This is a genomic window from Rhodococcus ruber, from assembly GCF_027270735.1.
Lineage (GTDB): Bacteria > Actinomycetota > Actinomycetes > Mycobacteriales > Mycobacteriaceae > Rhodococcoides > Rhodococcoides rubrum_A.
Genome location: NZ_JAPWIJ010000004.1, coordinates 1 through 20,135, shown reverse-complemented (window position 1 = coordinate 20,135; position 20,135 = coordinate 1). Strand labels below are relative to the sequence as shown.

15 protein-coding genes and 1 pseudogene are annotated in these 20,135 nt (G+C 62.9%); 10 read left to right on the top strand and 6 right to left on the bottom strand.

Annotation, left to right across the window (positions count from 1 at the left end; all coding sequences use genetic code 11):
- Positions 1-2 precede the first annotated feature (2 nt).
- From O4220_RS10070 to O4220_RS10050, 5 genes are all read left to right on the top strand, one after another.
- Positions 3-905, top strand: coding sequence for an alpha/beta fold hydrolase (locus O4220_RS10070; protein ID WP_269603713.1), 903 nt, complete (start codon positions 3-5; stop codon positions 903-905).
- A gap of 313 nt (positions 906-1,218) precedes the next feature.
- Positions 1,219-2,082, top strand: coding sequence for an alpha/beta fold hydrolase (locus tag O4220_RS10065; protein WP_269603711.1), 864 nt, complete (start codon positions 1,219-1,221; stop codon positions 2,080-2,082).
- Between the two features lie 678 nt (positions 2,083-2,760).
- A complete protein-coding gene (locus tag O4220_RS10060) occupies positions 2,761-3,078 on the top strand; it encodes a hypothetical protein (RefSeq protein WP_269603709.1) in 318 nt (105 codons plus the stop codon).
- A 3-nt stretch (positions 3,079-3,081) separates the two neighbouring features.
- A complete protein-coding gene (locus O4220_RS10055) occupies positions 3,082-3,924 on the top strand; it encodes a DNA-3-methyladenine glycosylase family protein (RefSeq protein WP_135045942.1) in 843 nt (280 codons plus the stop codon).
- 713 nt (positions 3,925-4,637) lie between these two features.
- Positions 4,638-5,627 (top strand): helix-turn-helix transcriptional regulator, encoded by a 990-nt coding sequence (locus O4220_RS10050; RefSeq protein ID WP_269603705.1) that lies wholly within the window; start codon positions 4,638-4,640, stop codon positions 5,625-5,627.
- Positions 5,628-5,753: 126 nt separating this feature from the next.
- Here O4220_RS10050 and O4220_RS10045 read toward each other — a convergent pair.
- From O4220_RS10045 to O4220_RS10020, 6 genes and pseudogenes are all read right to left on the bottom strand, one after another.
- A pseudogene (locus O4220_RS10045) lies at positions 5,754-6,157 on the bottom strand (tripartite tricarboxylate transporter permease); the annotation flags it as partial.
- A gap of 105 nt (positions 6,158-6,262) precedes the next feature.
- Positions 6,263-8,197: an acetate--CoA ligase gene (gene acs, locus O4220_RS10040; protein ID WP_269603703.1), complete on the bottom strand. Its 1,935-nt coding sequence runs from the start codon at positions 8,195-8,197 to the stop codon at positions 6,263-6,265.
- Positions 8,198-8,612: 415 nt separating this feature from the next.
- A complete protein-coding gene (locus O4220_RS10035; protein WP_269603701.1) occupies positions 8,613-9,956 on the bottom strand; it encodes an NAD-dependent succinate-semialdehyde dehydrogenase in 1,344 nt (447 codons plus the stop codon).
- A gap of 121 nt (positions 9,957-10,077) precedes the next feature.
- Positions 10,078-12,399 carry a N,N-dimethylformamidase beta subunit family domain-containing protein gene (locus tag O4220_RS10030; RefSeq protein ID WP_269603699.1) on the bottom strand — a complete coding sequence of 774 codons (2,322 nt, stop codon included), beginning with the start codon at positions 12,397-12,399 and terminating at the stop codon, positions 10,078-10,080.
- 12 nt (positions 12,400-12,411) lie between these two features.
- Positions 12,412-12,777 (bottom strand): hypothetical protein, encoded by a 366-nt coding sequence (locus O4220_RS10025; protein WP_269603697.1) that lies wholly within the window; start codon positions 12,775-12,777, stop codon positions 12,412-12,414.
- Position 12,778: 1 nt separating this feature from the next.
- Entirely contained in the window at positions 12,779-14,236 is a 1,458-nt protein-coding gene (locus tag O4220_RS10020; protein ID WP_269603695.1) for an APC family permease, read from the bottom strand.
- Between the two features lie 699 nt (positions 14,237-14,935).
- Here O4220_RS10020 and otnK point away from each other — a divergent pair.
- From otnK to O4220_RS09995, 5 genes are all read left to right on the top strand, one after another.
- Positions 14,936-16,192 (top strand): 3-oxo-tetronate kinase, encoded by a 1,257-nt coding sequence (gene otnK, locus O4220_RS10015; protein WP_269603692.1) that lies wholly within the window; start codon positions 14,936-14,938, stop codon positions 16,190-16,192.
- The gene (gene otnC, locus O4220_RS10010) at positions 16,192-16,797 is read left to right on the top strand and encodes a 3-oxo-tetronate 4-phosphate decarboxylase (RefSeq protein ID WP_332112813.1); all 606 of its coding nucleotides are present in this window, start codon (positions 16,192-16,194) and stop codon (positions 16,795-16,797) included. The genes otnK and otnC overlap by 1 nt, the downstream gene beginning before the upstream one ends.
- 395 nt (positions 16,798-17,192) lie before the next feature.
- On the top strand, positions 17,193-18,476 hold the full coding sequence (locus tag O4220_RS10005; RefSeq protein WP_209205520.1) for an aspartate aminotransferase family protein: 1,284 nt from the start codon (positions 17,193-17,195) through the stop codon (positions 18,474-18,476).
- The gene (locus tag O4220_RS10000) at positions 18,451-19,185 is read left to right on the top strand and encodes a GntR family transcriptional regulator (RefSeq protein ID WP_269603688.1); all 735 of its coding nucleotides are present in this window, start codon (positions 18,451-18,453) and stop codon (positions 19,183-19,185) included. Before O4220_RS10005 ends, O4220_RS10000 begins: the two co-directional genes overlap by 26 nt.
- The gene (locus O4220_RS09995) at positions 19,182-19,874 is read left to right on the top strand and encodes an aspartate/glutamate racemase family protein (RefSeq protein ID WP_135048085.1); all 693 of its coding nucleotides are present in this window, start codon (positions 19,182-19,184) and stop codon (positions 19,872-19,874) included. The genes O4220_RS10000 and O4220_RS09995 overlap by 4 nt, the downstream gene beginning before the upstream one ends.
- Positions 19,875-20,135: the final 261 nt, after the last annotated feature.

Below are 20,135 nucleotides of genomic sequence, written 5' to 3'. Positions count from 1 at the left end.
TGATGGACATCCGCACCGGCATCGCCAAATCCGGCGAGCTCGACATCGCCTACGAGGACATGGGCGACGTGAACGACCCCGCGGTTCTCCTGATCATGGGGCTGGGTGCGCAGTTGGTTTACTGGCGCACGGGTTTTTGCGAGCGTCTGGTGAATCAGGGGTACCGCGTCATCCGTTTCGACAATCGCGACATCGGGCTCTCCAGCAAGCTCGATGGCCTTGACACGGGCGCGAAGCTATTGCCCCGACTGCTGCGTTTCCAGGTCGGACTGCGAAACGCGGCCGGCTACACACTGGAGGACATGGCCGACGACGCTGCGGCGCTGCTCGACCATCTACAGATCAAGAAGGCGCACGTCGTCGGCGGGTCGATGGGCGGAATGATCGGGCAGATTTTCGCAGCCACGCATCAGCACCGCACCAAGACTCTGGGCCTGATCTTCACCAGCAATAACCGGGCACTGCTGCCCCTGCCGGCCTTGAAACAGATGCGGGCGGCGACGACGCGGTCCAAAGACACCTCGCGCGGGGGCGTCATCGCCAACGCTGTGCGGACCGCAAAGATCGTCGGCAGCCCGGGCTACCCAGCGTCGAAGGAGCAGATGGTCGCCGTTGCCACGGAGGCATACGACCGTTCTTACAACCCCGACGGAGTCGCGCGCCAGTACGCCGCCATGCTCGGCACCGGCAGCCTGGTGCGCTACGACAAGAAGATTACCGCCCCCACAGTGGTGATTCATGGGCAAGCAGACAAGATGATGCGCCCCACGTGTGGCCGTGCGGCCGCCAAGGCAATTCGTGGGTCCCGTTGGGTGACGTTCGCTGGGATGGCCCACGACATACCCGAAGCGCTGTGGGATGACATTATCGGTGAACTGACGACCAACTTTTCCAAGGTGCGGTAAGCAGCGAAGCCACCTCGGATCCGGTGGACTGCGCCGCCGCTCCGACCGCCATGACAAGACAACAGCGAGATCGTCCGTGTTCAACCCACCATGTTTGTTGCTTCGGCGCGCGCGATCCGATGTTACCGCTACCCCTCGGGTGCGCGAGCCAACCTGGATACTGTTGCAACAGTTGACAATTGCCAGGGATGAACGAGATGGGCGACCGTGACGTCGGCGTGGGGCGTCGGGGCCACGCGTTCCATCGATCGGAACCGAGCTTGGACGCATAGCTCGGCAGGCCCGATGATCGTCCTCGTTGAGGAGGTCTGAAATGAGAATGACTACGGCGAAGACGGTCACCACCCGAAATGTGACCGTTGGAGACCATCGATTACTGCTGAACGAGGCGGGAGATCCTTCCCGCCCGGCGGTGCTGTTCCTGCATGGGTCCGGGCCTGGAGCGACGGGCATGTCCAACTGGTCGGCCGTGCTGGGCGACCTGAGCGACGACTACTACTGCTTGGCACCCGACGTCCTTGGATTCGGTGACTCGACGCACCCGAATCCGCCTCCCCAGGGCCTGGCTGCGTTCACGACTGCGCGGGTCGACAGCCTCATCGCGTTGCTGGACGTGCTCTGCTTGGAACGTGTTACCCCCGTCGGCAATTCCATGGGAGGGATCTGGTCGCTCGAGCTTGCTCGAAGGATTCCCGATCGCCTCGACAAAATCGTGCTCATGGGATCGGGCGGTGCACCGATTCCTGCCGGGCCTTCGATTCCGGCGCTCGCCGGGTTCTACCAGAAGCCCAGCACCGAGGCGATGACCGCACTGCTCGAGGCGTTCGTCTACGACCCATCTTTGTTCGGAAATGAGCTCCGCCAAGTGGCGGAACGCCGGATGGCCCACGTGTCGAGGCCGGATGTGACGCGATCCCACGTCGCCACGTTCGCCGGTCTCAACGCTTCCGACCCGTGGTCACTGACGCCCGACGAGGCAGCTGCTATCACTCACGAGGTGCTGATCGTTCATGGCCGTGAAGACCGGTTCGTTACCTTCGACTCGGCGCTGTGGTTCTTCGAACACTTGGCCAATGCCCGGCTTTACGGGATCGGCAAGTGCGGTCACTGGACTCAGATCGAACAGCATCAGCGTTTCGTGACGGCATTGCGCGAATTCCTGTCGGATCGGCTTTGACAAGCTGGGTCTGTTTCTGGCGTCAGTCGTCGGTCCAGGAATAACGCACTGCCGGGCGTTGTCGACCCCTGACGCCAGGGACACGGATCCGATCGAAGCGGCTCTTCACCAAAGGCTGATTGCGGGTCCACCAAGCGCCCGCCCGATGAGCTCCATATCGCGCTCAGCTCGAAACTCGAGGAGAAGTCAGTTTCGAGCGCACAGAAATACGAAACTCGGACCGGGTACATCCGGCTCTGCAGCCATCAACAAAATACGATCGGGCACAACGCCCAACACGATATTCCTCACTCAGGGTCGGGACCCACGAGGAGCTGAACGTTTGTGCCCACATACCGGCTCATCCCTGAATCCGACTTCGCTCGGAGATGTCCATCCTGCGGCGGCCGCTGTCAGGCAGAAGTGGTGCAGCGGGCGGTGACACCAACCGACAACATCACCAGCGACTATGCAGCATGCATGACGTGCCGATGGGAAGGATTTGCGGACATGACCATTCGGTAGAAGTCGAGCATACAAACGTTCGACCGACAACGGCATCAGACCGACCCGCAATTGCATGCTCGGTCTTCGTACACGGCTAAGCAAAGAGCGTGGCCCACCGTGTCCGGAGAATCTCGAGTCTGACGAGAAATGCTGGGGTTCAGTCTTTACCACAGAGGGAGCGACGAAGACATCGTGATCGAGTTCGGCCTCACATGGCCCGTCCGAGAGTCGATCCCGGGGCATCGGCAAAGGTCCGCGAACTCCTGGCACCCGTCCGGTCAAGAAGTTTCCTCGGGCGAGTTCGGCATTGCGACAGGCTGGGCCCATACTCGATTCGACTGCGAAATCGATGCAGGAAAGCTGAACAGTCTGACCTGTTCAACATGTCAGAATGTCGACACCGAGAAGGAGAGACTCATCAGCGCGAGCGGCCCCGGCTTCTTCCCACTACAGGTCCGCGACACCCTGACGGCCGACGGATTCACCATCGCTCTGCACGAGAAGGCCTGATTCATGACTCGACTCGAGAGCATTCACGAGATTGCCGGGCCCTGGTCGCTCGAGACCAGCAAGCGATTCTGGGAGGGTTTCACCCCTGGCAGACTCGTATCCCAAACGCCGACCGCGGGCATTCACACCGCCTTTCTCTGCGATACCGACTGGCAACGAGTCGATGCCGTCATCACCCAGGACGGGCCGTCTGTCCGCATAGTCGTCGAGGGCCAGGGCGAGCTCGACGCCGCGACCGAGCAGGTTCGTCGGCTGCTCTCGATAGACATCGATGGACGCGGTTGGCCCGACGTCGCGGCGCGCGATGGGGTCATTGCCGATGCACAGGCACAGCTCAGTGGGTTCCGGCCCTGCGGCTTCTTCTCGCCCTACGAAGCGGCCGTGTGGTCGGTGCTGACGCAACGCCTGCCGATACAACAGGCGGCGGCGATCAAGACGCGACTCACGCAGCAACTCGGTGATGATGGAGCCTTTCCGTCTCCGGCCACCCTGCTCGCAGCGTCACTCGATCTGCCCGGGCGCAAGGCCGAGTACCTGCAAGCGATAGCCGAGGCCGCTCTCGACGGCCAGCTCTCCGGCTCCCACCTGCGCTCGTTGCATTGGACCGAAGCGTTCGTCCAGGTGCAGACGATCCTGGGCATGGGACCGTTCTCGGCCGAGCTCGTGGTGATTCGCGGGGCGAACTTCCCAGATGTGCTGCCGCGCAACGAGAAACATTTGAGCGACGAAATCACCAAACGCTACGGCACAGGACGCTCGATCGACGAGATCACCGAGGGGTGGAGACCGTTCCGCTCGTGGGCAGCAGTGCACCTACGCGCCCTGCGGGCGCTACGGAGTGAATAGACGACTCCAAGGCACTCGCAGACAACGTGAAGGTGCGGACGCACAGCGTCCGCCCCGCTGCCTCGTCAACCGCGACAACGGCCAACGGATCGGACAAGCGTGTCGTGTGCACCATCAGGGACCCGAGCCCCGGACCGGCTGTACGAGCGACGAGAAATCAAATGGATACATGTGCGGAATAGGACCAGTTGGACAGCCTCCGTCGACCTGAGTTTTGCAGGTTTTGCAGTCCACACCGTGCACCGACACTGGGACAGCGGAATGCAACCGGCTGAGCCGGCCGGTCGGCCAGTTGTCCGGGTACACCACCACAGTCGCCTACCATCGTTGACTTTCATCGAACGGCCGCAGTACTGTAGTTGTTGGATTGCCGGACAATCAGTTGTGAGATGGGTGCAGGCATGTCTGTATTCTTGTTCGTCAAAGAATGGCTGGACGCCAATGTGGCCGTCCTCAGCCAGAATCAGTAGACCGCCAGTGTTCGCGGCCCCGAGGCACTCGTCGGACTGGCGTCATTATCGGTCGATGCGCGGCGCATCGTCGGACCTACCGCGTACCTCTCGTTGCACTCCCCGGTCCTCGAAAGTTCCGTAGCGACCTTCGGACGTGTCCACAGCGCGTCGACGAATGCAGCCGTGAGGCGTCGTGATACAGCGCGACAGAGCGACGATTCGATGCTTTGATTACTGAACGGATAGCGCTCGAGGAGTGCCATGACTGATCTCTACACGCAGGTTCTCACCGATGTGTCCTATGCAGCGGGTTGCGCCGGCTACGCCGATGCCGGCAGGGACGTTCTGACGCTCCTGCAGCAGGGAACGCACCATGAGGCTGCGGCGCTTCTGGCTTGGGACAGTTCTCTACGGCGGCATCGACCGATTGCCAGCGCGGGCTACCGCGCCGAGACTGTTGAATTTCTTGGCGACCCGTACATGGCATCGGATGAAAATCGCGTCTTGGAGATTGCGTCCGGCCCGGTGCGGATAGATGACTTGCCGAGTTACCGCGATACCCCCACGTTTTGCGAGGTGCTGGGCCCTGCGGGATTCCGGGACGGTATGACGACTCGTCTGTACCGCGAAGACGGGGCTTATGCGGGGATGCTCCACGTATCGGCCACATCGGCCGGTACATTCGATCATCGAGCGCAAGAACTTGTTTCGGCGTTGTCGACGGTACTTTCCCGCCTCACCCTCGCCGACCGCCCGCCGGCTCTGCTGCCCCCGGCTCCCGAAGGTGCCATGGTTGGCGTGATCGACCGCCATGGACAGCTGAGGCCGGTCGATGGCTTCCCAGCCCCCGGCGCAGTGGTCGACCCCCGCTTCGGCGCGGTCGTCGCACGGTTCTTGCGGTCGTTGAACCCGGCCATGGTCGGCCTGTGGCCCACTGATCACAAGTGGTCATCGGTGACGCTGACACGCGTTGTCGACTCGGGCCTGCACGAGGCCGCCTTGGTCCAGGAGGTCCTGGTGGACCCCATTCCGTATGGGCTGTCCGCCAGAGAACTCGACATCCTGTCGGCAATGGCGTCCGGGCATTCCAATCGCGAGATCGCCGTACCGCGGTCGATCTCGGTGCGGACGGTGACATCGCACGTGGAGAGCATCCTGCGCAAGATGGATGCCGGCTCACGCGCGAGCGCCGTGGTGGCCGCCACGCAGCAGAGGCTGCTGCGCCTGGACTGCGCTCAGTCGATGATCTGATCCAGGGGTTCTTCGATCACGAAGCGCTCGAGGACGTTTGCCGGTGGAAGGACGCTGTTCACCCGGCACCGCCGAGCTGCAGCGTTCGGCCCAGTTGACGTTCCACTCGTGGTCCGATGGTGAGAAGCTCGCGATCAACGTCCAGATCAGTAGTGATCCCTTGTCGAGACAACGTCGGTCCGGCCTGAACTTCGTACGACGCGAACCCGGCGAGTATGACTGCTGCAGTTGCATTCGCGGGAAGACGCAAGGACAGGATCGGCGCGAGGGTTCCTGCCGCAGAGGCATTGTTGCCCGCCACCGGCTTTGCGACACCCTCGATGACACCCTTGCCGAACTCCTCCGGATGCTTGGACACTTCGTTGTCGGTGATGTACGACAGAGATGTCGGCAGCTCGGTCCCGCCGGGCGAAGCGCGCCGAACGGAATTTGTACGCGGTACTACGCAACCACGGCTTCCATGATCGCTTCCAATCGCTCTTGCTCGTCAGACGCCCGGCGGGAATCACCTCGGCCTGCCTATGGCGCAGTGCTGAAGAGGTCAGGGCGTCGGACTACCTTTTGTTGGAGGTGAGGGAGCCGATAGCAGTGCAGTGCTCATGGCTGCGAAGGGGATCAGTTGTTCTTCAACTACTTCAGCGTCCCTTCTTGATTCCCTCGAACACCTTCGGGTCGACGAGGGTGGAGACGTCACCCAGTTCGCGGCCCTCGGCCACGTCACGCAGTAGGCGGCGCATGATCTTGCCGGATCGAGTCTTCGGCAGCTCGGGCACGATGGAGATCTCGCGTGGCCGGGCGATCGGTGAAATCTCTTTCGAGACTTGAGCTTTGAGTTCCTTGACGAGTTCGTCGCCGGTGTTCTCCACACCTGCGCGCAGAATGACGAACGCGACGATGCCCTGACCGGTGGTCTCGTCGGCGGCACCGACGACAGCTGCTTCGGCGACACTGTGATGGCTGACCAGGGCCGACTCGACCTCGGACGTCGAGATGCGGTGGCCGGAGACGTTCATGACGTCGTCGACGCGGCCGAGGACCCACAGGGCTCCGTCCTCGTCGTACTTGGCACCGTCGCCGGCGAAGTACCAGCCTTCCTCGGCGTAGCGGGACCAGTAGGTGTCCTTGTAGCGCTCCATGTCGCCCCAGATTCCGCGCAGCATCGCCGGCCACGGCTCGTCGAGGACGAGGTAGCCGTTGCCGCCGTTGCCCAAAGGCTTGGCGTCGTCGTCGACGATCTTGGCGGAGATACCGGGCAGCGGGGTCATCGCCGAGCCGGGCTTGGTGGCGGTGACGCCGGGGAGCGGGGAGATCATGATCGCACCGGTCTCGGTCTGCCACCAGGTGTCGACGATCGGGGCGCTGCCCCCGCCCACGACGTCGCGGAACCAGCGCCACGCCTCGGGGTTGATCGGCTCGCCGACGGACCCGAGCAGGCGGATCGAGCTCAGATCGTGGGCCTCGGGAATCTCCTTGCCCCACTTCATGAATGTGCGCACCAGGGTGGGAGAGGTGTAGTAGATCGAGACCTTGTACTTCTCGACGACGTTCCAATGCCGGTGCTCGTCGGGCGAATTGGGGGTGCCCTCGTAGACGACCTGGGTGGCGCGGTTCGAGAGCGGTCCGTAGACGATATAGGAGTGCCCGGTGACCCAGCCGATGTCGGCGGTGCACCAGTAGACGTCCGTGCCGGCCTTGTGATCGAAGACGTTGTGGTGGGTGTACGAGGTCTGGGTCAAGTAACCGCCGGAGGTGTGAATGATGCCCTTGGGCTTACCCGTCGTGCCGGACGTGTAGAGGATGAACAGCGGGTGCTCGGCCGGGAACGGCTGTGCCTCATGCTCTTTCGACGCCTTCGCCACGGTCTCGTGCCACCAGAGGTCGCGTCCGTCGGTCCAGGCGACGTCGGAGTCGGTCCGCTTGACGACCAGAACGTTCTGGATGGACGCCGCTCCGTCGACGGCCTCGTCGACGGTGTCCTTGATGGGGGCGGGCTTGCCGCGACGCCACTGGCCGTCGGTGGTGATGACGAGTTTGGCTTCGGCGTCGTCGATGCGCGAGCGCAGCGCGGTGGCGGAGAACCCGGCGAAGACGACCGAGTGGGTGAGCCCGAGGCGTGCGCAGGCGAGGATCGAGACGATGGCCTCGGGAATCATCGGCATGTAGATCGCGACGCGATCGCCGGAGACGAGGCCCAGTTCGGTCAGAGTGTTGGCGGCCTGGCTGACGTCGGCGAGCAGATCCGAGTACGTGACGTCGCGGCTGTCGCCGGGCTCGCCCTCCCAGTGGATGGCCACTTGATCTCCGTGGCCGTCGACTACATGCCGGTCGACGCAGTTGTAGGCGACGTTGAGCTCGCCGTCGGCGAACCACTTCGCCACGGGAGCGTCGGACCAGTCGAGGACTTCGGTGAACGGGGTGTGCCAGTGCAGCCGGCGGGCCTGCTCCGCCCAGAACCCGAGTCGATCCTTCTCCGCGGCGACATAGAGGTCTGCTCCGGCGTTCGCCTGCGCTGTGAACTCGGCCGTCGGCGCGTAGGAGGCCACCGCGGTCCCGGAGGTACTGGTCGTCATCTCGAATAGCTCTCTTTCATTCACGCGTTTCTTGCCATGCAAGTCTGGTGTCGTAAGGTTTGTACAGGCCAAGCGGCAGATGCAGGGAGAAGCCTCAGCGCTGCTAGAGATGCGGCAGGACGAGTTTCCGACGCGCTGGCGGCAAACTCACGGACTCGGCGCGAACGGAACTCAACTCGGGTATTCCACCGGCTTCGGCGATCGCCGGCGTCTCGGTCCTGGCCACCGTTGTTGTCGTGTACCTCGTGTTCCGCAGCCACGGGACACCGCTGGAGAGCAGCATGGTCGACTGGGACAAAAGGTGTGGCGGGCAGACAAAGCACGCGGACTGACAACTTTCCTCAGTCCGCGTGCTGTGTTCTACCGACGGATCAGCCACACGCCCAAACGTCAGGGCGCGTGACTGTCCCCGACCTCAGGGTTGACGCAGGGTACGAATCAGCTTCTTGTTCGCGAATTCGTCGATCCCATGACGCCCGAGCTCACGCCCGAAACCCGAACGCTTGACGCCACCGAACGGCAACTCCGCACCTTCACCACCAAACCCGTTGACGTAGACCATTCCCGCCTCGATCTGCTCGCTGACACGCTTGACCTGCTCGGGATCGGTACTGAACAGGTAGGAGCCGAGCCCGAACGGGGTGTCGTTCGCGATCTTGATCGCCTCGTCCTCGTCCCGAACGCGGAAGACCATCGCCACCGGACCGAAGAACTCCTCGTAGAAAACATCACCGCCGGGCTGAACACCGGTGAGCACACCCGGAGGGAACCAGGCACCGTTACGCTCGCCGCTGGTCTCCAACGACGCACCCGAGGCCACCGCCCGGTCGACCTGATCGCTCAAACGCTCTGCAGCCACGAGCGAGGACACCGGAGACGCCGGCCGCGCCAACATCTTCGCGGTGTAACGCGCAACGAAGTCGTCATACAGCTCGTCGAGAACGATCACGCGCTTGCCGGCATTGCAGGACTGACCGGTATTCTCCATCCGCGCCTCGAAGGCTGCATCGACCGCCTCATCCATATCACTCACACCCAGCACGATGAATGGATCCGAACCACCGAGCTCGAGAACGACCTTCTTGAGGTTGCGTCCCGCGATCTCCGCGATCGCGGCACCCGCCCGCTCGGAGCCGGTAACCGACACCCCCTGCACGCGAGGGTCCGCAATGATGCGTTCGACCTGCTCATTGGTGGCGAAGATGTTGTTGTAGGTCCCCGCTGGGAATCCCGCATCGTCGAACAGACTCTGCAAGGCAAGTCCTGATTCCGGGCACTGCGGTGCCGGCTTGAGCAGAATCGTGTTGCCCAGAGCAAGGTTCGGACCGGCGAACCGCGCCACCTGGTAGTACGGGAAATTCCACGGCATGATGCCGAGAAGGATGCCGATGGGCCGTCGTTGAACGATGGCGGTACCCGGCCCACTGAAGACGTCGATCGTCTCGTCAGCGAGGAACGCCGCGGCATTATCGGCGTAGTACCGATAAATCGACACGCATACACCGATCTCACCGAGGGCATCCTCGCGTGACTTCCCCATCTCCCTCTGCGCGATCTCGGCGAGGGTGTCCTGACGGTCTTCGTGAAGTTGAGCGAGGCGTCGCAGCAGCGCCGCCCGCTCCTCGATCGTCGTACGAGCCCACGACTTGTACGCGTCATGCCCAGCGTCCAGCTTCGAATCGATCTCGGCGTCGGTATCGACGGGGAACGACCTCAGCTCCTCACCGGAACCCGGATCGGTGACGGTATAGCTGTTCATTGCTGTCTCCTCAATTTCTGTCATTACTGTGCCCGGCGGGATTCCAGGCCGGTATTGCGGGCCACTGGGTTGGCGACGGCACTTCGCCGTCGCCAACCGATCTGCTGCGCTTGGACTGCGCTCAGTCGACGATCTGATCCAGTGGCTCCTTGGACACGAAGCGCTTCAAAACATTGCCGGTGATTCTCGCGACGTTGTTGTCGTATCCGTTGTGCGACAGAGCAGCCGTCCAAGCGATCGACCCGACGGAGAAGAATCCGCCGCCACCGTCGAGTGCCCCGAGAACGATGTCGGACCGGACGTAGGGGTGTTCGGTGCCGCCCTGTCCGGGCAAGTTCTCGTAGATTTCTTCGATGACAACCAGGAACGCGTCGGTCAGTGGACCGGAGGTCGCGAGGACGAGTGTACCAGGGGGAGAGCCGAGTGCCGGGTCGTAGCAATCGATTTCGGCCCCGGCCGCTCCACCGCCCATGATGCCGAAGTCACCGATGAGTTCATCGTCACCGATTCCCTCGAACACGAATGCAGCGAGCGGATCACGGCTGTCTTCGAGCCGCTCGTAATGGGTCGAACGGTCGAATCCTTGCGCGGCGAAGCCCACACCGGTCAAACGCTGAGGTGCCTTGCCCTTGTGCCGCCACAGTCCCGCCATCTCCCCAGAAGTGGCGTGCCGTCGCTCGCCGTAGTTCGACTGGTGAGGCCGGGTGCCCCCGGCGGATCGGCGGAGTTCCATCACGTGCGGCTGACCTGGCACGAATGACGCGGTCGCGAAGAACCCGTTGCCGCCCAGGTACATCAGCCGACCCCCACGTGCGGTGAACAGGTCGAGCGCATCCAGTTCTTGGCGCGTGACGTACTCGGGGTGTGCGCCGGTGAGCACCACTTTGTAGTCGGCCAGCAACTCGTAGCCGCCTGCGTTCAGGTCCTCGTCGGTGATGACGTCGAACTCATAGTCGAGCGTGTCCAGCCAGTTCACGATGCACAGGTCTGCGGGCAGTCCCCATACGCCGTTTGCCCCGTACCAGGCCCGGTGCTTGGGCTGGAGTGTGATGATCGGCTTGCGAGCGCTGCTGAACACCACACCGCTGCCGTCGTTGTGGATTTCGTAGCAGGACCGTCCGAATTCGGGATGGTTCTGGAGATCGATGTCATTGTTGTTGAGGATCGGGGTGTGCGACACGATGACCTCGGCGCCGTCGGCCTCGAATGGGGTCCGATCGTTGGCGTAGGCGAGATAAGTAGCGGTCGGAAGAAGCAGTGCCACTTCCTTTTTGCGACTGCCGGGCCCGACGATGAACGGGACGTAGTGCGCTTTGTCGTGCGCCATGAGGCGCGCGGCGTACACCCCGCTGGGGAGGTCATCGGGTACGGCGAAGGTGAACGCGACGGGCCACTCGGCGTCGGCTATGTCGTCGTCGTGGAAGTGGATCGCGTCGAACTCATCGGGTGCGAGGCGGAAGTCCTCCGAGAACCCCGCGTACAACGGCCCGGTTACGGCCCGTATCGGCGCGTTGAAGCACCGACCATGCAGTTGGTTATCCGAGAGATCGACGACATCCCACAACAAAAGTCCGTCGTCGGAGGATGAACGCCCGAAGTGCCAGCGTGCGAGTAGTCCCCCGCCATTACCGTCCAGGGGATCTGACCCCCGGGTGACGGTGAGCGCGCCGATCTTGCCGTTGAACGGAGAGACGGCCAGCCACCGGGCACCATCGCGGCGAGCGAGCGCCGCGATCCGGAATGAATGAGCACTTCGGGCGGGGGTGCATTCGCCCAATGAAGCCGTCGCCTCCTCGACATCGATAGGCATGGCTTGATCGGAGAATTGGTTCATGCAGTTTTCGATGGGTGTCTGCGTCAGCTGGACTTCACCCGCGCCCATTCCGAAGCGCACATCGATTCGGTACCAGTGGTTGGCCTGTAGAACGCTCGCGGTCGAGAGGGTTCGCGGCTGCCCGTCATGGCCCCACAACACGGTGGGCACTCCATCGTCCAGCACCAGCGCGTAACCCGTTGCAGTGTCTTCATCCCATGTGCCACAGATTGTTTGACGCTTGTTGTCCTGACCCATGGAGGTCTGCGTGACGTGGTAGGCACCGATGCTGGCGGCACGCTCGGGCAGTGGCAGCGTCGCGTAGACGTACACGCTGATCGCCACGTCGGTCGGGTCGGCAAGGACCGAGGTGGGATCGTCGATCTCGACGAACGATCCTGGTTGGCAGACGTAGTGCTCGCCGGTGTAGCTGCCCGCGAAACTCGCGCCGGCCACATCGTGTTCGATGAATCCGGGACTGGCGGACCCGGTGTAGCCGTGACTCAGCCGGACTAGCGAGGCGTCGTATTGGGTCGGCTCTTCGCTGCTTACGTGAAACGTGAGCGTCTCACCTGGGCGAGCAGAGAGGCGATCGGTGTAGCCGAAGATCGTGGTGGGATCGTGCTTCATGAGTCAACCTAACTATTCAACGGTATCGACGAAGAGGGCCAGACGGCGGCGCAATACGGTGCGCGCGGCCGCTGTGTAGTCGTCGAAGACGTCGTCCTCGACGATCAGGTTTCCGGGTGCACCGATAACGATCTTCCCGATTGCCCACGCATCGTTGCTCGGTGCGAAAAGGACTTCCTTGCCTGTGACGGGCAGGGCGCGCAAATATCGGAGAACCCGCGCCGTGCTATCGGTGTGGGGCCCGAACGGGTTGGCATCCAGTTCGGCGGCAACGACCTCGTCGTATTCGGCGGTGACCCGCTCGAGGGTTCGTCGGGCGTGGATCTGTGCCAGTTCTTCGGTACGGTTGGATGCTTTGCGTTGGATACCGGTGGTCATGTCAGCGCTCCTTCTGGGTGGTGACGGCGGGTGAGGCGTGAGGCTCGCCGGCCGCTGCAGTCGGAGCGGCCTCGGGGGCGTCGATCTCCGATTGCACCAACGAACGGCCCGTCTTACGGAAGTACAAGGCGATCGCAACTCCGATGGCCAACCAGATCAGCCCGGAGACCTTGGCGTTGAAGCTGCCGCTCCACAGCGCGTAGATCAGTACGCCTGCGCCGAGGGCAGGAGAGATGTAGTGGGCGAACACCTTTCGGCTCTTCATCTTCACCCCGAAGTGCACCAGAACGCTGAAGTGGAGCATGATGTACGCGGTCAGGGCGCCGAAGGTGACCAGGCTGGTGAGCAGCTCCAGGTTCTCGACCCCGAGGACTCCCACGACGAGTGACACCGCCATGATGAAGATCATCGCGTTGGCCGGGACCTGTGTCTTCGGGTGCACCTTCGACAGGAATGCCGGGAGCTGACGGTCGCGGGCCATGCTGAACACCAGTCGCGACGAGATGCCATTGGAAGCAAGGATGTTGGCGAACAACGCAATGAGTGCTGTCGTCAGGGTGAGGACGATCTGGAACCAGTTCGCCATGACCTCGCCAGTGATGTTGTAGAAGGCGTTGTTGGTGTCATCGCCGTCGGCGAACACCGTGCCAGTCGGTACGAAGATCGCTGCGAGATAGACCTGGAGCACGAACAGGGCAGTACAAATCCACAGAATGATCATGGTGGCCCGCGCGACGGTCTTGCCGCCCCCCTTGGCTTCCTCGTTGAGCGTCGAGATGCCGTCGAAGCCGACGAAGCTCAGTGCCGCAAGCGGAATGGCGCCGAAGACGACCGTCCAGCTGAACGACTCGGAGCTGAAGATCGGATCGAAGGAGAAGTGACCCTTACCCTGCGCCACTGCCACCAGCGCCCACACGACGAATACGCCCAGGACGACGAGCTGGATAACGAGGAAGATCTTGTTCATCCTCGCGGTGAACGAGATGCCACGCAGGTTGATGCCGGCGGTGATGACGACGAAGCCGATGACCCAAACCCAGGCGGGCACGCTCGGCACGAGCGACACCATTGCCGAGGCCGCGAGGCAGGACAGCAGTGCCGGCATCAGGAGATAGTCCAGCAGGATTGCCCAGCCGGACAGGAATCCGACGAACTGGTTGATGCCGTATCGCACGTAGGAGTAGACCGAGCCTGCGATCGGGAAGGTCTGCGCCATCTCCCTGTAGCTGATCGCGCTGAACACCATGGCGGTCGCGGCAACGATGTACACCAGGCCGACCGCGCCGGCAGAGAAGTTGTAAACCAAGCCGAACACGGCAATCGGCGCGATCGGCACCATGTAGATAAGGCCGAAGATGATCACGTCGGCCAAACTCATTGCCCGTTTCAATTCCGGGTCATACCCCAACCGGGCGAGTTCGGCGTTGGCATAACTCCCCGTGTTCTCAGTCTCATTCATGAATTGGACCTTCCGTAAGTGACGGGACTCAGCGTGACAGCTAAGTCGCAAACCGGCCGGGCAGGTGAAGCCACAGGCACCTGTTCCGCGGCCGGCGGCAGTGACTGGCGCCACAGAACTAGGGTGAACTCAAGGTAGCCATCAAGTGGACCGCCAACAATCGGTACTTTTACCGATTACCGCAACGATCGAACGAGGCAGGGCGCTCCCGCACCGAATGGATCTGCGCGTCCGATGCCCCGAATGGACCGGCCTGGGCTTTCACCAGTCGCCACCGTGCACGATAAAAGGATCCGACCCCGCAACCACCAGCACTCGTCGGGGCGGCAGGTTCGAGACGTCGACCGAGATCCCCGACCTTCGTTCGGTGAGGTATTGACGCACCGGAGTGCCGCGCCCTATGGTGATTGTCGGATTGATCGACAATCTGCTCGTATTCGCTCCTCGGGCAACTAGCCCGATCGGGAAGTCACGCACTCGCCGCGGCTGAAGACCAGCCAGGGCTGCTCGAACACGTATGCGTCGTTGCGCCGCAACGATGTTGACGCTTTGTCGGACCGAGGTTCGACAGAGGTTGCGAGAACGACTTCTCGAATACGAAGAGTGTTGCGCCGGACGGTCGAACGATCTGACAGCACGAGCCTCATCGTGCTGGCCGCACGCATGACTCTGCACCCGTCGTGCCGAAAGGAAGACCGTATGACACACATTGCCGTCATCGCCGACGACTACACGGGCGGTACCGACGCCGCAGCAGCACTGCGCCGCAGTGGACTTCGCGTCGTCATGCTCTTCGGCGTCCCGGCCCCGGGCAGCACCCTGCAGGAGTGCGACGCGGTGGTGGTCGGAATCAAATTCCGTAGCATCGCCAGCGCGGAAGCGTGCGAGTATGTCGAGCGAACGGTTGCCTGGCTCCGTGAGAACGGCGTCACGCGGTACTTCTACAAGTACTGTTCGACTTTCGACTCCACACCGGCGGGCAACATCGGTCCGGTATGTGACCTCCTGTCGACTCTCACCGGCGCTCGATACACGATCGTCTGTCCAGCCACGCCGCTACACCTGCGCACCACATACTTGGGGCACCTGTTCGTCGGCGACAAGTTGCTCAGCGATTCGCCCATGCGAACTCACCCGCTGACACCGATGACGGACTCCAACCTGGTGCGATGGCTGTCGCTGCAGACCAATTCCATGGTGGGTTCGCTGCCCCTCAGCGTGGTGCGCGCTGGCCACGAGGCGGTAATCGAGCGGGTGAACAGCCTGGCAGGCCAGGGTGTTCGGCACATAGTGGCGGATGCCACCGACAATTCTGATCTCGACACCATCGCCGCCGGGCACGATGAGGCTCTGATGACCGGCGGTGCCGGACTGGTGGAGGCACTGGGACGAGCCCTGGGCGTGTCCCTCCCAGCGCACGAGCAGCCATTGGGCCGCCCCGGTGCCTCCGACGCCTCGAGTGGGACTCTAGTGCTCGCCGGAAGCTGTTCGGAGGCCACGCTGGAGCAGGTGAGGCGGGCACGACTCGCGATGCCGGCCTTACAGCTGGATCCAGGCGACATTTCCGACGCCGTCACCCTCGTGGACACCGCCGTCGCATGGAACGAGGCGCAGGACCAGACCCGCCCACGGTTGATCTACACCTCCGCTGATGCCGAGGGACGGCGCCGGGGTGCGATAGCCATGGGGCCCGACACCCCGCAGATCCTCGAGCAGGTGCTCGCCCGGATCGCATTGAGGGCGGTCGAGCGCGGCACGCGTCGCATCGTTGTCGCGGGTGGCGAAACGTCAGGGGCCGTAGTGGCCGAACTCGGCGTGCAGCAAGTCCTCGTCGGCGACGAGGCTGCGCCCGGGGTCCCCTGGTGCACAACGGTTTCCAGCGATCCGATCTCCCTGTTACTCAAGTCCGGCAACTTCGGTGGTCCCGACTTCCTCACGGAAACCGCGTCCGCGTGATGGGCACGATGGCAGCGGAGCGGACCGCAATCGTCCGTCATGGAGCGTCACTTTTCGACCGTCGGCTGACAGCGGGGCGGACCGGGAACATCAGCGTGCGGGTTGGCGATCGAATTCTCATCACGCCGACTGGGACCTCGTTGGGTGGCCTGATACCTGACGAACTCGCGCTCCTCGATCTGAACGGAGAGCACCTGGACGGCTCCAAACCCTCCAAGGAATGGCCGATCCACGTCGAGACCTATCGTGCCCGCCCCGATTCGCATGCGGTCGTGCACCTGCACAGCTCACACGCAGCAGCGGTGTCCTGCCTGGCCGGGCTCGACGTCGCGGACTGCCTGCCTCCGTTGACCGCGTATCACGTCATGAGGGTGGGACGGGTACCTCTCGTCCCGTACATGCCTCCGGGTGATCCAGCCCTCGGCGAGGAGGTAGGACGTGCCATGAGCGCAGCGCACTCGGTGCTGCTGGCCAACCACGGCTCGGTACTGGCGGGCAAGACGCTGGCCGAGGCCGTGGATGCGGCCGAGGAACTCGAGGAAACAGCGCGGATCTTGTTGTTGGTGGGCGACCGACCCGTGTCGATGGTCACCTACAACCCCTGAACGCGCAGCATTGTTGGACAATTGACAGTCGACCAAGCGTCTGGCAGAATCTATCGAGTGGGTGGCCTCAATCCTCGACATCTCTTGTAGCGAAGAGGATTTCCTTCACAAAAGCGATCGGTGGTCCCAGAACACGGTCAACGAGTGAGGGTTCGGTGAGGAGGAGGTTCGGTGGCCATGGCCGCCCAGATCGAGCACTGATTCCGAAGACGCAATTGCTCAGCATTCGGCTTCCACTCGTCGACACTCGCTCGTAAACGACGCTGCTGATCCCGCTCGAGCATCGGCACGTCGGACCGAATGCCACAGCTGTCCAGCGCTCGGGCCACCGCCGAACTGGTCCGGCCCCATTTCAACTGACAAACAACTCATTCCGATGAAATAGGAGAACGATCGTGACCGAGACCAGCTACTGGCACCCCTTCGCGCAGATGAGCGCGATCAAGAACGACACCGTGACGATCGTGCGCGGCGAAGGCCGCACGGTGTGGGACGCCGAGGGCAACAGCTACCTCGACTCTCTTGCCGGCCTGTGGTACTGCAACGTCGGACTGGGTCGTACCGATATCGCGGACGTCGCCCGTCAGCAGATGATCGATCTCGCGGCGTTCCAAACCTTCGACGTATTCACAACTCCGAACACCGAGCTGTTCGCCTCTCGAATTGCCGACTACCTTCCCTTCCCCAACGGCAAGATCTTCTTCACCGCCGGCGGTGGCTCCGAGGCAATCGACACCGCGGCCAAGTTGGTCCGCCTGTACTGGTCGGCCGTCGAACAACCCGGCAAGAAAATGATCATCAGCCGCACCCGTGCCTACCACGGCATGAACGCCTACGGCACATCGCTCGCCGGCCTACCCGCCAACCTCCACGGTCTCGGAACGATGGTCGAGTCTGTGGCGCAGGTACCGTGGAACGACGCCGAAGCCCTTCGGACCAAGATCGCCGAGCTGGGTGCTGAGAACGTAGCGGCATTCTTCTGCGAGCCGATCGTCGGCGCAGGCGGCGTACTCCACCCACCGGCGGGTTACCTCCCCGAGATCGAGAAGATCTGCCGCGAGAACAATGTGCTGCTGGTCATCGACGAGGTGGTCTCCGCATTCGGCCGCGGTGGCGACTGGTTCTCCTCCGGACGCTACGGAATTCAGCCCGACATGATCACCATGGCCAAGGGTTTGACGTCCGGTTACGCTCCGCTCGGTGCGGTCGCGATCGCGCCGCGCGTATCGGACGTGTTCTGGAAGGACGGCTCGACCGCCGTGTTCCGGCACGGTTACACGTATTCCGGGCACGCGATGGCCACCGCGGTCGGCAACGCCAACCTGGACATCCTCGAAAAGGAAAGTCTCGTCGACCGAGTGGCGGAATACGAATCCGTGATGGCATCGCACCTGGCCCCGCTTGCCGATCACCCGCTGGTCGACGAGGTGCGCGCCGGCGTGGGATTGCTCGGAGCCGTCAACATCGATCCGAGGGTCAAGGAGGCGAATCCCACCGTGCTGGCCAAACTCACGCGCGAAGCTCGCAAGCGCGGTGTGATCACCCGTAACCTCGGAGACGTCGCATTGCAGGTGTCGCCGGCATTCACCATCACCGACGAGGAATTGGCGAAGGTCGCCGGCACCATCCACGAAAGCCTGGAGGTAGTTTCGCGTGAGTCCGACTTCGTTAGGCCCTGATGAGGTCCAAGCCGACCCCGAAGACTCGCGTGCGCGGCCGCGCGGACTAGCGCGGCCCAAGACGCTTACCCATGCGGTCATCGATCACATTGCCGAAGCTGTGATCCGCGGCGTGTATCCGCCGGGCTCACAGCTGCCCGAGGTCACCCTCGCCGCGGAGCTCAACACCGCCCGGGGCACGGTGCGCGAAGCGTTGCGTGCCCTGCGGGATCGGGGTTTGGTGGAGATCCATCCGCACCGCGGTGCCTTCGTCCAGAGCATCGGCGAGAAGCGGGTCCGCGAAGTGTTCAATCTCCGCGCACTGCTGGAATGCTATGCGCTGCGCACTGCGATGACACGGGGTTACGTCGACGAGGCGGCCCTGGGAACCATTCGAGCCGCCTTCGCCGAGCTCGAGGATGCCTACCGTCGCCATGACTTGTTCGCGGTCGTCGATGCCGACATCCAACTGCATTACGTGATCGCATCCACCTGTCGGGAAGACCTACTGCTGGACCATTTGAAGTCGATTCAGATGGAGACTCGGCGGGTCATCGTCCTGACGAAAGTGCTCGATTCCGATGCGAAGGCCGAGCCCGACTCCCACCGCCCGGTCATCGAAGCTATCGAGGCCGACGATGTCGAACTCGCCGTGTCGCGGCTCGACGACCACATCTGCCAGTCCCGCGAACAGCTGCTGGCCCGCCTCCGAGAAAGAGATCCGTCATGACCCGTCGCGTTGTACTACTTCACACCGTCAGCGGACTCCTCCCCGTGTTCGGTGAGCTCGGCAAGGGACTCCCCGCCGATGTCAAGGTGTCCAACATCGTCGACGAGTCATTGCTGGCCGACGCACTCGCCGAAGGTGCCCTGACAGCGTCGATCTCGCGCCGCGTGGTCGACCACGTCATCTCGGCGGTCGACAGTGGCGCAGTGGCCGTGATGGCCACCTGCTCGTCCATCGGACCCGCCGTCGAACTGGCCGCACAGCTCGTCGATGTCCCCGTATTGCGAGTGGACGTGCCAATGGTCGATGCTGCGATCGAATCCGCTCAGGTTGCCGCCGGCACGGAGCGCGCGCCCCGGATCGCTGTGCTGGCCACTGCCAAGTCCACTCTCTCGCCCACGGTCGACTTGGTCCGCCGCCGAGCCCAGGATGCATCGGTGGAACCTGAACTCGAAGTCCGACTTCTCTCAGAGGCATTCGCCGCCAATGCTTCTGGAGACACAGCGCGCCACGACGCGATCATCGCCGAGGCGTTACGTGATCTCGCTGAGTCGGTCGATTCCATCGTGCTTGCCCAGGCATCCATGGCACGTGTCGCTGCCATTGTCTCCAATGAGGGTCTGACCACACCGACCTTCTCGAGTCCCGGTCTCGCCATGGGCAGACTGGCAAGCGTCCTCGAACACGCGTAACGCTCGCTCCTTCTCGGGCACACGCTTGCTACCAACTCACTGGTCGTAGCGCGCTACGGGAGACTCTTCACGCGGATATCTATCGTAACCGGCGAATGATCGGCCCCCTGGTCACACCCGACCCCTTGCCCCTCGTTTCGACGACGCGCAAGGGTCGGGCACACGATTCCCGGGCGAACGCCATCGGCTGAAGTCGGCCCCGAGCGGTCCGGTCTCGGTCGTGAGGGCAGTGCCGAAGGGCTCGAGGAGTACCAGAACGTG

Bases quoted from the DNA above. Each gene is read 5' to 3' on its own strand.
- acs (WP_269603703.1), bottom strand. From the start codon at position 8,197: ATGACGACCAGTACCTCCGGGACCGCGGTGGCCTCCTACGCGCCGACG.
- O4220_RS10020 (WP_269603695.1), bottom strand. From the start codon at position 14,236: ATGAATGAGACTGAGAACACGGGGAGTTATGCCAACGCCGAACTCGCC.
- O4220_RS10025 (WP_269603697.1), bottom strand. From the start codon at position 12,777: ATGACCACCGGTATCCAACGCAAAGCATCCAACCGTACCGAAGAACTG.
- otnK (WP_269603692.1), top strand. From the start codon at position 14,936: ATGACACACATTGCCGTCATCGCCGACGACTACACGGGCGGTACCGAC.
- O4220_RS10055 (WP_135045942.1), top strand. From the start codon at position 3,082: ATGACTCGACTCGAGAGCATTCACGAGATTGCCGGGCCCTGGTCGCTC.
- otnC (WP_332112813.1), top strand. From the start codon at position 16,192: ATGGGCACGATGGCAGCGGAGCGGACCGCAATCGTCCGTCATGGAGCG.
- O4220_RS10030 (WP_269603699.1), bottom strand. From the start codon at position 12,399: ATGAAGCACGATCCCACCACGATCTTCGGCTACACCGATCGCCTCTCT.
- O4220_RS10070 (WP_269603713.1), top strand. From the start codon at position 3: ATGGACATCCGCACCGGCATCGCCAAATCCGGCGAGCTCGACATCGCC.
- O4220_RS10065 (WP_269603711.1), top strand. From the start codon at position 1,219: ATGAGAATGACTACGGCGAAGACGGTCACCACCCGAAATGTGACCGTT.
- O4220_RS10050 (WP_269603705.1), top strand. From the start codon at position 4,638: ATGACTGATCTCTACACGCAGGTTCTCACCGATGTGTCCTATGCAGCG.
- O4220_RS09995 (WP_135048085.1), top strand. From the start codon at position 19,182: ATGACCCGTCGCGTTGTACTACTTCACACCGTCAGCGGACTCCTCCCC.
- O4220_RS10035 (WP_269603701.1), bottom strand. From the start codon at position 9,956: ATGAACAGCTATACCGTCACCGATCCGGGTTCCGGTGAGGAGCTGAGG.